Genomic DNA, 13,597 nt, shown 5'->3' with positions numbered 1-13,597 from the left:
ACCTTCTCCCCATGAAGGGGACCGAGGTCCCGACGGGAGAAGGGAAGATCAAGCGCTGCGCGGTAACGCATGCGAAGGGCGGTCAGGCCCTTCGCAACATCAGGCGCTACGCAGCAGCTGGGGTTTGCGTTGATGCAGGTCGATGATCAGTTCGCCGAACAAGGTGTTGGCCCAGGCGAACCAGTCGCGGGTGAAGGTGCTCGGGGTGTCCTTGTCGAACGCCTCGTGCATGAAGCCGGTGCCGGCGTGCGTGGTTTTCAGCCATTGCAGGCATTGGCGCAGTTGTGCGTCGTCGTCGCTGACCAGCGCGTACTGCACGATGGACATCGGCCAGATGGTGCCCATGCCGCTGTGCGGGCTGCCGACGCCTTCTGCGGCGGTACCGCGCGAGAAATACGGGTTGCGCTCGCTCCAGGCCAGCTGGCGGGTACGCAGGAACACCGGGTCGGCACGATCGCAGCAGCCCAGGTAGGCCAGGCTGAGCAGGCCGGGCGCGTTGGCGTCGTCGATGAAGAGCTGGTTGCCGAAGCCGTCCACTTCGAACGCCCAGTACGCCTGCCCATCGCTGTCGCGCAGCTGCCCGAACCGGCGGGTGGCGGTTTCCACTTCATCGGCCAGTGCGGTGCAGTCGGCGGCGAAAGCCGTGTCGCGATGCAATGCCGTGCTCATCGCGGCCAATTGCCGTAGCGAGGTCACCGCAAACAGATTGGCCGGCACGAACAGCGGAAACACGCAGGCATCGTCGGACGGGCGGAACATCGAGTGGATCATGCCGTTGGGTTTGGTCGGCTGGCCGTAGCCTTCCAGCACCAGGGTTTCGGTGGCCAGCGGGGAGGGGCGCTGGAACACGTACGGGCCGCGGTTGTCCTTGCGCTGCTGCTCGCGGAAGGTGCGCACCACCACGTGCATCGCTTCGCGCCAGTCGTCGTCGAACGGTGCCGCATCGCCGGTGGCGCGCCAGTATTCGTGCGCGATGCGGATCGGGTAGCACAGCGAATCCACTTCCCACTTGCGCTCGCCGACGCCGGGCTTCATCTCGGTGATGTCGTTGAGCGACCACTTCAGGCGCTGGGTCTGGCCATCGGGCAGGAAGGCGTTGGCGTAGGGGTCGAGCTTGATGCACGCAGCCTGGCGCTGGATCAGGCCATGAAACATGCGCCGCAATGCAGGGTCACGCCTGGCCAATGGCACGTATGGATGCACCTGCGCAGACGAATCGCGCAGCCACATCGCATGGATGTCGCCGGTGATGACGAAGGTGTCCGGCTTGCCGTTGCGGGTGCCGGTTTCCACGGTGGTGTCGAGCGTGTTGGGGTAGCAGTTCTCGAACAGCCAGGCCAGTTCCGGGTCGGCGATCTGCGCCTTGATCTGCACGATCTGCTGCTCGACCGCCTTGCTGACGAAGCGGCGCTGCGCCTTGGGCGGGCGCTTGCTGACGAATGCGCCGCCGGCAGTGGACGCACCTGCGGCAGGCGCGGCCGCGAACGCGGGCAGGGCGCTGGCCAGCAAGCCGGCGCCGGCGCCGAGCAGCTGAAGGATGTCGCGGCGGGTATGCATGACCTCAAGACTCCATGGTTCGACCTGCGATCCGCACGACCCTCATCCCTGCGCTGGCGGCCGCCACACGGCAACTGGAGCGATGAGACCTATGCATGACCAATTCCTGATGACCATACAACGTGTTCGCCGAATATGCATAGTGCGCCCGCACAATTCGTTGCCGTATGCGGGCCGTTTCGATGGCGGAGTGGCGGACTGGTCCGCGGCCTTCCCATCTGCACGCAGGCCGCGACCCGTCTTCGAGAACGCCCGCCGGGCGCCACGGCCTCCGCCCTGCAGCCCGCACGTCGGCACTCGCTCCGGCCGCCTTGCAGCGGGCATCGTCAGTGCCGATCAACGCGCCGACAGGGGGGCGTAGGCATGCACGTCGCTGCCTCTAGCCGGTTGGTGCGCCGTCGACACTTCACCGACGTCCGCGCACCTGTTGTCCACCTGCGCCGGAATGGCCGGCGACTGCGTGCGTCCGCTCGATGCGGCGCCTACTTCGGCAACGGCAAACGCCCCGAGATCGAGAACGCCGCCGCATCGCCGGCTACGCCGGTGCCCGGCTGCCCACCGCCGACAAACAGGCGGTAATCGCCGGCTTCCACCGCGCGTTGCCCGGTGCGGTCCACATCGCTCAGCGCACGCGCATCCAGCGTGAAGCTGAGTTCGCGCTGTTCGCCCGGTTTGAGGTGGACGCGTTGGAAGCCGACCAGGCTGCGCAGCGGCGACTGTGGACGGTCCGGGTATTGCAGGTACACCTGCGCCACTTCATCGCCGGCACGCGCACCGGTATTGCGCACGGTGGTGGTCACCTGCAGCGTGCTGCCGGCCTGCAGCGTGGTGGTGGACAGGCGCGGCGGCGCATACGCAAAGCTGGTGTAGCTCAGCCCGTAGCCGAACGGAAACAGCGGCTCGCCCTTGAAGTAGCGATAGGTGCGGCCCTTCATGTCGTAGCTGACGTACGCCGGCAGGTCCTTGGTGGAGCGGTAGAACGTCACCGGCAGGCGCCCGCCGGGGTTGTCGTCACCGGCCAGCGCACGGGCAATCGCGGTGCCGCCGGACTGGCCCGGGTACCACGCGGCCACGATCGCATCGGCGTGGGTCTTGGCCCAGTTCACCGCCACGGCGCTGCCGCTCATCAACACCACCACCAGCGGCTTGCCGGAGGCCTTTGCGCGTTCAAGCAGGGCTTGCTGCGGGGCGGGCAGGGCGATGTCGTTGCGGTCGCCGCCGTCGAAGCCGGGCACATCGATGCGCAACTCTTCGCCTTCCACATCCGGCGACAGTCCGACAAACGCCACCACCGCGTCGGCCTGTGCCACGGCCTGCTCCGCTTCGGCCAGTTGCGCCGCGGCAGGAGCCAGCCATTCCAGGCGCACGCCCTGGTCCTGGCCGCGGTGCTCCATTTCCAGGCGGATCTTGCGCGGGCGGGTATCTTCGAAATGCAGCACGGTTTCCACGCTGCGGCCGTCGGCGTTGTGCATGCCGGCCGGCACGTGCTTGTCTTCGGCATTGCCGGCAACCACCAGCTTGTCGTCGATGTACAGCCGCACCGGGTCGTGGCCGCTGCAATCGAAGCAGCGCGCCACGCGCACCGCCAGGGTGTAGTCGCCGGCACCGGGCGGCAGCAGTTCGCCGCTCCAGCGCACGGCGTAACGATCCGCCGGTACGCCCTTGGCCGGGGCGACCTGGTCCCAGTTGAAGCTCACCACGCGGTCCTGCCGCACCACGCGTGCCGCGCCGGTCATGTCCACGTTGTCGAAATATTCGCCACGCAGCCCCGGCTTGCCGTCGCTGCGCAGTGCGGTCTCCGGAATCATGCCCGGCACGCCGGCAGCCAACGGCGCGCCTTGCGCGTAGCGCACCTGCTGGATGCCGAAGCGCTCGCGCAGGCCGAGCAGTGGCGTCACCGGCGCAGCGGAGGTGCCCTGGTAGTTGGCCTCCAGCGCGGCCAATGCATCGGCATTGGGGCCGACCACCGCTAGCCGCGTGCCGGCTTTCAGCGGCAGCGTGGCATCGGCGTTCTTCAGCAGCACGATCGACTCGGCGGCGGCCTGCAGGGCCAATGCACGGTTGCCGCGGTTATCGATGTCCTTCGCGCCAAGCCGCGCATACGGATCCTTGTGCGGGGCTTCCAGTTCGCCCAGCCGATAGCGTGCGGAAAACAGGCGCACCAGCGATTGATCGAGCAGCGCCTCGTCCACTTCGCCGCGTTCGATGGCGGTCCCGAGGTCGCGATAGGCATGCCCGCAGTTGAGATCGTGCCCGGCCTTGAGCGCTGCGGCGGACGAGCCGGCATTGTCGGGGCGGAAGTAATGGAACTGGGTCATGTCGTCCACCGCATCGCAATCGGAGACCACAAAGCCCTTGAAGCCCCAATCCCCACGCACGCGGCCGTTGAGCAGCCAGTCGGCCGCGCACGCCGGCGTGCCATGCAGCGAGTTGTACGCACACATCACCGAGCCGGCCTGGCCCTCGACCAGTGCCGCGCGGAAGGCCGGCGTATAGGTCGCTTCCACATCGCGCGGCGACACATCCACATCGAACCCATGCCGCCCCGGCTCCGGGCCGCTGTGCACGGCGATGTGCTTGGGCGTGGCGATCGTGCGCGGGTGGTCGAGATCATCGCCCTGCAAACCGCGGATGAAACCGACCGCCAGTTGTCCGGTGAGAAAGGGATCCTCGCCGTAGGTTTCCATGCCACGGCCCCAACGCGGGTCACGGAAGATGTTGATGTTGGGCGACCAGATGGTCAGCCCGGCGTAGCGCGGGTGGTCCTTGCCGGGGCCGCCGGCCTGGTTGAACTTGGCGCGCGCCTCGGTGGAGACCACCGTGCCCACCTGCTGCATCAGTGTGGTGTTCCAGCTCGCCGCCAGGCCAATGGCCTGCGGAAACACCGTGGCATAGCCATTGCGGGCGATGCCGTGCAGGCCTTCGCTCCACCATTCGTAGGCGGGGATGCCCAGGCGTGGAATCGCCGGTGCATCGTTCATGGCCTGGGCGACCTTTTCGTCGCGGCTCATCTGCGCCACCAGCGCGGCGGCGCGCTGTTCGGGCGTGCTGCCGCGGTCGGCGGGCGCGGCGAGTGCGAGACAGGGCAGGCCAAGGCTCAGGCTCAGTGCCATGGCAAGACGCGAGACAAACACGGATGACATCGATCTACTCCTGCGCAGCGGTGAGATCCGCCGGGCGTTGTTCTGTGAGTGCCGCAAGGGGCTGCGGCAGGGTGGGGATGCGGCGCGGCGGTGTCATGCGCGCGTTGGGTGGGTGGCTGTTGCTGGTGGCGGTGCGCCCTCATCCGCCCCTGCGGGGCACCTTCTCCCGCCAGCGGGAGAAGGACATCCAGCGCGAGACGAGGCACGCGAGCGAGGAGGAAGGCAGGCATCCGATGGCACGCAAGTGAGGCGCAAGGCATGCATCCGAGCGCACGCATGGCAGAACATCGCTTCCTTTTCTCCCGCCAGCGGGAGAAGGACATCCAGCGCGAGACGATGGCACGCAAGCGAGGAGAAAGGCAGGCATCCGAGGGCACGCAAGCGAGGAGCAAGGCACGCATCCGAGTGCACACATGGCAGAACATCGCCTCCTCTAGCCTGGCAGGTCATCCCCCCTTCTCCCGCCTGGCGGGAGAAGGTGCCCGAAGGGCGGATGAGGGCCATTCCGTTCCTCATGATGAGGGACATCCCCTCCCTCATTTCGCCGCCGCTGCCTCCGGTGGCTCCGGCGGCGCACCGGCCAGCGTCGATGCCAGGTCGCGTACCTGCAACGCAGCCTGCAGCTGCGCCATCGGCAGCTTGCTGGCCACGTGCAGCGTCAGCGGCTCGCCCGGCAGCAGGTCGAACGCGTTGTCGGCCAGGGTCACCTCCAGATCGCCGAACGACAGCCACACCTCGCGCGCCAGCGTGTCGCTGGTCAGGGTCAGCGCGTAGCCATCGCCATCGGCGCGCCATTGGCTGTCGATCTTCGCAGTCGGCAAGGCCAGCTGCTTGGCTGGCGCGAAGAACACCACTTCGCGCGAGAGCAGCGTGTCGCCTTCTAGCAGCTCGAACACCGCATAGCTGCGTTTGGGGTCGGCCTTGCCCAGCAGTTGTGCATCGCTGAAGTCGCCTACCTGCAGGCTGCTCAGCGGCTTGATGGTGGCCTTTTGCTCGCGCTTGCTCAGCACCTTGCCGTCCATGCCCATCACCCGCATGCGCCAGCGCGCATCCAGGGCCGTGGTGCGGTCGGACACCAGCGAGACCTTGGTCTGGCCCTTGTCGTTGCGCAGCGCAGCGATCATTTCCGGCGCGTAGAAGCGGCGCGCGTGGTACTGCAGCGCCTTCCAGCGGCCGTAGTAATCCACGCTGGACCACGACGCGCCCGGCCACACGTCGTTGAGCTGCCAGTACAGCGAGCCCATCGACTGCGGGCGCGAGGCGCGCAGATGCGAGGCGGCCAGGTTGATGCCTTCGGCCTGCATCAACTGGCTCAGGTAGACGAAGCTTTCGAAATCCTTGGGCTCGCCAAACTCGCGGCGGATGTACAGCATCAGCCGCTTGTTGCCATTGCCCTTGTCGAACTTCTGGTGCGCGCGCATCACCGGCGATTCCGGGTCCATGTCGGCCGCATCGGCGAACACGCGCACGGTACGCATGTCCGGGAACGACTGCAGTCCGTATTCGGACATGAAACGCGGGGTCACGTTGAGGTATTCGGTGACCGGCAGGGCAGGGCCGCCCCATACCTTCCAGTAATGCATGTCGCCATCATTGGTCTGGTCTGCAGCGCCATCGAAGTTGGTGCCCGGCGAGGTGGCCCAGTACGGCACATCGCTGTCGTAGGTGGCCACCACTTCGCGGAACACGGTGCCGAACAAGGTCGTCATGCCGCGTTCCACCCGGGCGCGTTCTTCCGGGTCCAGCGATTGCTTGAACTTGACCCGGTCGCCCCAGTTTTCCCAACCGGTCTGCACCTCGTTGTTGCCGCACCAGAGCACCACGCTGGGGTGGTCGCGCAGGCGCTTGACCTGTTCGATCGCCTCCTGCCGCGTGTTCTCGCGGAACTCCACGTCGTACGGCGGCACCGCGCCGCCGAACATGAAGTCCTGCCAGATCATGATGCCCAGCTCGTCGGCCACCTCGTAGAAGTGATCGTCCTGGTAATGCCCGCCGCCCCACATGCGCAGCATGTTCATGTTGGCATCGCGCGCGTCCTGCAGGGTGCTGCGCATGCGCTCGGCGGTGACGCGCGAGGGGAAGGCGTCCAGCGGGATCAGGTTGGCGCCCTTGGCGAAGATCGGGATGCCGTTGATCACGATCTCCATGCTCTTGCCCCACTGGTCCTTCTCGCGGCGCAGCTCCACCGAGCGCAGGCCGGTCACGCGTTTGATCTGCTGGCTGTCGCCATCGGCGTCGCGCACGTTGGCGACAAAGGTGTAGCGGTCCTGCGCGCCGTAGCCGGCCGGAAACCAGCGCTTGGGCTTGGCGATGCGCACGGCCAGGCCGATGCGGTTCTGGCCCGGGTCGACCACCGCGTCCTGGGTGAACTGGCCGACTTTTTGCCCATCCGGGCCCAGCACATCCAGCGTCACCTGCACCGGGCCGCTGCGGCCGGCCTGTAGTTCCAGTTGCGCCTGCAGTTGCGCAGCGTCGGCGTCCACGCGTTGCTGGGCGATATGCAGCCCGTCCACGCGCACCGCATCCCACGCTTCCACGCGCACGTTCTTCCAGATGCCGGCATTGACCATGCGCGGGCCCCAGTCCCAGCCGTAGCTATACGGCGCCTTGCGCACATAGGTCGAACTGTGGCGGCCATCGGGCTCATCGCCGAACGCCGAATCGTAGGCGCCCGGCAGCGCATACGGCTGCTTGGCCAACCACGGCTGGATCTTCTTGATCGGCGAAAGGAACTTGATTTCCAGCACGTTGTCGCCGCGCTTGAGCAGCGGCTTTGCGTCCACGCGCCACTGCCGGAACATGTTGTCGGCACTGAGCAGCTTCTTGCCATTGAGGGTGACCTCGGCCAGCGTGTCCAGTCCATCGAACACCAGTTCCACATGCTCGCGCTTGAGCATCGCCGCATCCACATTGAAGCGTGTCTGGTACTGCCAATCGCTTAAGCCCGCCCACTGGATCTTGCCTTCGTTGTCGCGCAGGAACGGGTCGGGCACCACCTTGGCGGCGATCAGATCGGTCTGCACCACGCCCGGTACCTGCGCCGGCATCCAGCTGGCGGCCTTGGGGTAGGTCTTGGCCTGTTGCTGCCCCGGCACCAGGCGCACCTGCCAGCCGCTGTCCAGGGTCACGGCCGTGGGCGGTGCCGCCCAGGCCTGTGAGATCGCGAAGGCCAGGGCAAGCCCGAGCCGGGCGGGCGTCAGCATGGACGAGGCGGGGGCAGTGCGGTGCGACAGGGGCATGGGTGGATCTCCTTGGATGGATCAGCGCGTGGCGGCGGGGGGCGCCTGCGCGGTGGTTTCAATCAATTGAACGGCGCCGATGGCATACAACGGGCCGCGAATGGGCGCGGTGAAGCGCAGGCAGAGATCGTGGACGCCGGTGCGTGCAGGCAGTGGCGCTTCCAGGGTGAATTGCTCGCCCACGGTGTCGCTGCGCGGCAGTTGCACGCTGGCGATCAGCTCGCCCTCGCAGCCCTGGCGTACTTCCAGTTCGCCGCCGCGGGTGTTGGCCGGGTACTGCACCACCTTGGATTGCTCGTGCGCCAGACCGAAGTTGTTGGGCAGGCGTGCGGCGTCGATGCGGATGGCGCCGACGCCATCCAGGCGTGCCTGCGGATACATGCGGCAGGCATGGAACAGGTCGACGTTGTAGACCGGCGTGTCGGCGCCGGTCATTTCCGGCAGCAGCGGCAGGCGCAGGCCGAGTGCGCCCTGTGCGACGCAATGGCGCAGTCCCTGCGTGTCCACACGCAACAGTGAGGTGCGATCGAAGCTGCGGCTGCGCGTCGCCGCCAGCGGCATGCCATCGGCGGTGAACGCAGTAGCCTTGACCGTGGTGGGCAATTGAATCGCGAAGGGTGCCTGGTAGCGCGGCGATGCAGGCGTCGGGTCGCTGCCGTCGACGGTGTAGTGGAGCACGCCGGCGCCGGTCTGCGTGCTCAGCGCCACCTTGGCCGGGCCGCCGGCCAGCACCGGGTTGGGGCCGTTTTCCAGGGCGATCTCCGCGGCGAAGGCACCGTCGCTGTAGTCGATGCCCAGCGCCTTGTAGCGCTGCAGCTGTGCCGGCAGGCGCGCCAGAAAGTTGTTCCAGTCGCGCGCTGCCACCGGCGACCAGGTCATCTCTGCTACCGCAGACAGACGCGGGAACAACGCGTGATCCACATGCCAGCGCGAGGGGATGTATTCGGACCACAACGCGCCCTGCGCGCCCAGCACGTGCCTGGCCTGGTCGGCGGTGAGATCGGCCGGCACCGGGTCGAACGCATAGACCTTGGACAACGGCAGCACCGTCAGGCGACCGTTCGGTTCGTCGCTGCGCGTGGTCTGCAAATTGTCCAGATACAGCCAGTCGCCCGGTGCCAGCACCACATCGTGGCCTTGCCTGGCCGCGGACACCGCACCTTCGACGCCGCGCCACGACATCACCGACGCACTCGCCGGCACGCCGCCTTCCAGAATTTCATCCCAGCCGATCATGCGCCGGCCGTGCCGGGTGAGGTAGGCGGCCAGCTGTTCGTTGAACCAGCCTTGCATTGCGTGGGCGTCCTTGACCCCGAGCTTGCGCATCTGCGCGCGCACCGCAGGCGAGGCTTCCCACTGATCCTTCACCGCCTCATCGCCGCCGATGTGGATGTAGGTCGAGGGGAACAACGTCAACACTTCATCCAGCACATTGGTGATGAAGGTCAGGCTGCGTTCGCTGGTGTTGAACAGATACGGGTTGACGCCCCAGTCCACGCCCACCTGGGTGCGCACACCGGGCACGCCCACTTCTTCCGGATAGGCGGCAACGGCTGCCTGCGCATGGCCGGGCATGTCCAGCTCGGGCAGCACGGTGATATGCAGGCGTGCGGCATACGCGACGATTTCGCTGATCTGCTCCTGCGTGTAGAAGCCGCCGGAGCGCTCCGGTGTGCCGTGCCGGCCGGCACCCGGCGGCGTGCGCCAGGCACCGACCTCGGTGAGCTTGGGGTACCGCTTGATCTCGATGCGCCAACCCTGGTCGTCGGTCAGATGCCAGTGCAGGACGTTGAGCTTGTGCACGGCCATCGCATCGAGCACATGCTTGACCGTGTCCACATCGTGGAAGTGACGGGCCACGTCCAGATGCTGGCCACGCCAGCCGAAACGTGGCCAGTCGCGGATGGCGACCGCGGGCACGGTCACCGCGCCCTTGCGCGCATCCGGCGTCATCAACTGCCAGGCGCTGATGGCGCCGTGGAACAGGCCGGCACCGTCGCGCGCGTCGATACGGATGCCGTTGGCATCCACGTCCAGGCGATAGCCTTCCGGTTGTGTCACCGCGGCCTGCGCGTTGCGTTGCAGACGGATGCTGGCGGGCGAGGGCGTTGCTTCTGCACGCACTTCCAGTGCGAGCCCACGCGTACGCTTGAGCAGGCCGGCAAGATGCTCGGCACTGCGCCGCGTGTCGGCATCGCCAGCGGGGATCGAAATCACCGTGCCGGTGCCGACGGTAAAACTGCCGGCACTGCGTTTGGCCTCCACCGGTGCGGGAATCAGCGGCAACGGTGCCGTGGCGGACGCCGGTGCCACCGCAGCGCCCGCGCTTGCCACTGCCGGCGCCGTGCCTGCCTCGCGCTTGCCGCATCCGGCCAGCGCCAGTACGGCCAGCGACAACGCAAGCAACCGCAACGGTAATGTCGTGAGTGACGGCAGGTACGCTGCTCGCCTGTCCATCAACAGCGCCTTCGACAACAGCATGCGCGGCGTACGGCTGAGGTTGGACATCATGCAATCACATCCCGGGATGACGGAGAGCGTGTGGCTGCACTGTTGCATGCGCGCAGCCAAGTGGAACGACACCATATCGCATCGACAGCCTTGCTCGATCCTGCCGAAGACATCGAAGCGCGGCAGCCCTGCACAGTAGCAAAGCCGCCGCGGATCACGCAGGGACTGGCGCACGCTTCATCGCCGCGCGCCCGCCTGCAGTCGATGATCAACGCTGCGCAGTCGGCAGCTCGTCCCACACCTTGGGGTCTTCGGCGCCCAGCACCCAGCAGCTGAAACCTTCCAGGCCGTACTGCTTGGTCAGCTCGTAACGCGCCTTGAAGCTGCGTGCGTCCGGGCGGAACACCCACTCGCGCATGTCGTCGCGATAGAAATAGAACCACGACTCCTGTTCGACCGGATCCCACTGCACGGTGGCGTTCTGTTCGATCGCCAGCGGGAAGGATTCGTCGGCATCGATATACGCGGCTGCGATATTCGACGCTTCGGTGCCGTCTTCCTTCACCGGGTTGCCGGTGTACCAGCGGTAGCCGTAGGTGGCGATGCCCAGCGACAGCTTTTCCTTCGGCACCTGGGTAATGGCGTAATCCAGGTGCTTCTTCATCCACACCATGCCATCGACCGGGCCGGGCGTGGTCCAGCGGGTGTGCTGGTCGTAGGTCATGATGCTGACCAGATCAGCAGCCTGGCCCAGCGCCTTGAGGTCGTAGGCACCGCGCCAGTATTCCCACATCCACTTGGAGAACTGGCCACCTTCGGCATGGCCCGGTGCATTGGGCACCACCGCCACCGACATCTTGAAACCGGCCTTGTGCAGCGCGTCTGCGGTCTGCTTGACCATCAGGGTGTAGGCATCGCGATCGGTCCAGGCGATGTTTTCGAAATCGAACTGGAAGCCGTAGTACTTGTGCTGCTTGCCGTGGATCAGCAGCGATTCGATCATGCGCTTCTTGGCCGCCTCATCGTGCATCAGCTTGTGGAAGCCGTCGCGGCCGGTGGTCATCGACAGGATCGGCATCACCCGCAGCTTGTGCTGCTTGGCGATGTCGTACAGGTACATGTTGGGCGTGCCGTTGACCAGGCCGTTCTGGTCGACGCCGTACCAGGTAGGCACCACCACGTCGATCTTGTCGACATTGGCAATGAACGAGTTGGTCGATTTCTGCGTGTTCATCAGATAGAACAACGCGGTGGGATTCTTGGCCAGGGCCGGGGCGCAGGCCAGTGCCAGCGCAAGGAACATCCAGGTCAATCGCTTGCTCATGAAAGACAACATCCGTCAGGGAGTGGGGGAAGAGAGGTCGATGCGGAACACGTACGCGCTCTCGCCGACCGGCTTGACCGGGAGCCGCAGATGCAGGCCATCGGTGCGTTGTTCGAACGGGATCTTCTTGCCGTTGGCCAGCAAGGTCACTGCGCGCACGCCATCGGCGGCGTTGAGCGAGCGGATCACCGCTTCGCCATTGCTAGGCCAGCCGAGCTCGATCGCATACAACGCGCCATCGCGGGTGGTGAAGCGGAAATCTTCCGCCGTGTACGGCTTGGTCTTGACGTCCTGGAAGGTGCCGCCCACCACTTCGGTGGGACCTTCGCCATACACGCGCCACGGCGTGCTGTCGTAGATCGCGCCACCGTTGATCTTGAGCCAACGACCGATCGCCAGCAGGATGCCGCGCTCGGTGTCCGGGATCGAGCCATCGGCACGCGGGCCGATGTTGAGCATCAGGTTGCCGTTCTTGGCCACCACATCGGCCAGCATGTGGATGATGAAGGTGGGCGACTTGTAGGTGTCGTTTTCGATGTAGCCCCACGAGGCGTTACTCACCGAGGTGTCGGTCTGCCAATGCGTGGGATGGATGCCGGTGAGCTGGCCGCGCTCGATATCCAGCGTGCCGGCGCCTTCCGGAAACGCGCCGAGCTTGTAGTTCACCACCACGCCGCGGTCGGCTTCGGTACGCGCTGCGCCCTGGTTGTAGTAGTACGCCAGCATCGTCGGCAGGCTGCGGCGGAAGGTGGGGTGGGCAATCCACCAATCGAAATAGATCAGGTCCGGTTGATAGGTGTCGATCAACTCGGTGGTACGCGCCAGCCAATCGTCCAGCCAGGCTTGCGACACTGGCGTCCAGTCGTTGGCCACATCGGCATCGTCCTTGCCTGGCAGGCGCACCTGCGCCGGGCCGTACAGCGCGGCATAACGTGGGTCGTTGACGTCTGAGTCGAAGGTGCGCCCGCCATCGAAGAACCAGTTGTGTTCGGCGCGATGCGACGACAAGCCGAAGTGCAGCCCCTGCGCGCGGATCGCCTTGGACAGCTCGCCCAGCAGGTCGCGCTTGGGCCCCATTTTCATCGCGGTCCAGTCGGACAGCTTGGAGTCGTACAACGCGAAGCCATCATGGTGCTCGGCCACCGGCACCACATAGCGCGCGCCGGATTCGCGGAACAGCTTGGCCCAGCCATTGGGGTCGAACTTGGGCGCGGTGAACTTGGGAATCAGATCCTTGTAGCCGCTGCTGGCCTGCGGCCCGTAGGTGGCCACGTGATGGGCGAACTCCTTGGAACCTTGCAGATACATGTTGCGCGAATACCACTCGCTGCCGAACGCCGGCACCGAGAACACGCCCCAATGGATGAAGATGCCGAACTTGGCATTGTCGTACCACGCCGGGGACTGATACGCCTTCAGCGCGGCCCAGTCGGGTCGGAACGGACCCTTGCGTGCACCGGCTTCGGCCTCGCGCACCAGGCGCTCGCGTTCGGGCGCGTACTTGGCGGTGGCATCGAGCCACTGCTGGTCGATCACCTCGGGACTGAGCGTGGTGGCGGTCGGTGCGGTGGGCGATTGCGCGGCACTCGCGTGAAACGCCGGAAGCGCGAGCAGCAGACCGAGCGCGAGCGCTCTGGTCCTGGGTGCAGCTCCGGCGTGGCGGCGGGATGGAGCCGCAAACGCGCGGCTATCGGTCGTCATGGGAACTGCACTCCTGTTGAGCAAGACGCGCCGGCGATGCAACCGTGCGTGGATGGCAAAAGCGGGCCTGGCCATGCTCCCTCAATCGCGAAGGGGCGTGGCCAGTACCACTCCTTGTTACAACATCGCGCTGTGCGCTGCATGCAACGCACAGCTCAAAAAAAGCGCGCCACCGTGGAGGG

Annotated in this window: 6 protein-coding genes; all 6 read right to left on the bottom strand. The window is 66.2% G+C overall.

Annotated elements, in window-relative coordinates:
- Positions 1-99: 99 nt before the first annotated feature.
- Positions 100-1,557 (bottom strand): glycoside hydrolase family 125 protein, encoded by a 1,458-nt coding sequence (locus RZV17_RS14730; RefSeq protein WP_355604517.1) that lies wholly within the window; start codon positions 1,555-1,557, stop codon positions 100-102.
- A gap of 482 nt (positions 1,558-2,039) precedes the next feature.
- The gene (locus tag RZV17_RS14725) at positions 2,040-4,700 is read right to left on the bottom strand and encodes a glycoside hydrolase family 3 C-terminal domain-containing protein (RefSeq protein ID WP_355604514.1); all 2,661 of its coding nucleotides are present in this window, start codon (positions 4,698-4,700) and stop codon (positions 2,040-2,042) included.
- Between the two features lie 536 nt (positions 4,701-5,236).
- Positions 5,237-7,939: a glycoside hydrolase family 2 protein gene (locus tag RZV17_RS14720; protein ID WP_355604511.1), complete on the bottom strand. Its 2,703-nt coding sequence runs from the start codon at positions 7,937-7,939 to the stop codon at positions 5,237-5,239.
- A 21-nt stretch (positions 7,940-7,960) separates the two neighbouring features.
- Entirely contained in the window at positions 7,961-10,450 is a 2,490-nt protein-coding gene (locus RZV17_RS14715) for a family 20 glycosylhydrolase (RefSeq protein ID WP_355604508.1), read from the bottom strand.
- A gap of 208 nt (positions 10,451-10,658) precedes the next feature.
- Positions 10,659-11,726 carry a glycosyl hydrolase family 18 protein gene (locus tag RZV17_RS14710; protein ID WP_355604505.1) on the bottom strand — a complete coding sequence of 356 codons (1,068 nt, stop codon included), beginning with the start codon at positions 11,724-11,726 and terminating at the stop codon, positions 10,659-10,661.
- A 3-nt stretch (positions 11,727-11,729) separates the two neighbouring features.
- A complete protein-coding gene (locus RZV17_RS14705) occupies positions 11,730-13,415 on the bottom strand; it encodes an alpha-L-fucosidase (RefSeq protein WP_355604502.1) in 1,686 nt (561 codons plus the stop codon).
- Positions 13,416-13,597: the final 182 nt, after the last annotated feature.

The organism is Xanthomonas cannabis (assembly GCF_040616535.1).
Lineage (GTDB): Bacteria > Pseudomonadota > Gammaproteobacteria > Xanthomonadales > Xanthomonadaceae > Xanthomonas > Xanthomonas cannabis.
Note: the sequence above shows the minus strand (reverse complement) of the source record. Positions and strands in the feature narration are given on the sequence as shown.

Bases quoted from the DNA above. Each gene is read 5' to 3' on its own strand.
- RZV17_RS14730 (WP_355604517.1), bottom strand. From the start codon at position 1,557: ATGCATACCCGCCGCGACATCCTTCAGCTGCTCGGCGCCGGCGCCGGC.
- RZV17_RS14725 (WP_355604514.1), bottom strand. From the start codon at position 4,700: ATGTCATCCGTGTTTGTCTCGCGTCTTGCCATGGCACTGAGCCTGAGC.
- RZV17_RS14720 (WP_355604511.1), bottom strand. From the start codon at position 7,939: ATGCCCCTGTCGCACCGCACTGCCCCCGCCTCGTCCATGCTGACGCCC.
- RZV17_RS14715 (WP_355604508.1), bottom strand. From the start codon at position 10,450: ATGATGTCCAACCTCAGCCGTACGCCGCGCATGCTGTTGTCGAAGGCG.
- RZV17_RS14710 (WP_355604505.1), bottom strand. From the start codon at position 11,726: ATGTTGTCTTTCATGAGCAAGCGATTGACCTGGATGTTCCTTGCGCTG.
- RZV17_RS14705 (WP_355604502.1), bottom strand. From the start codon at position 13,415: ATGACGACCGATAGCCGCGCGTTTGCGGCTCCATCCCGCCGCCACGCC.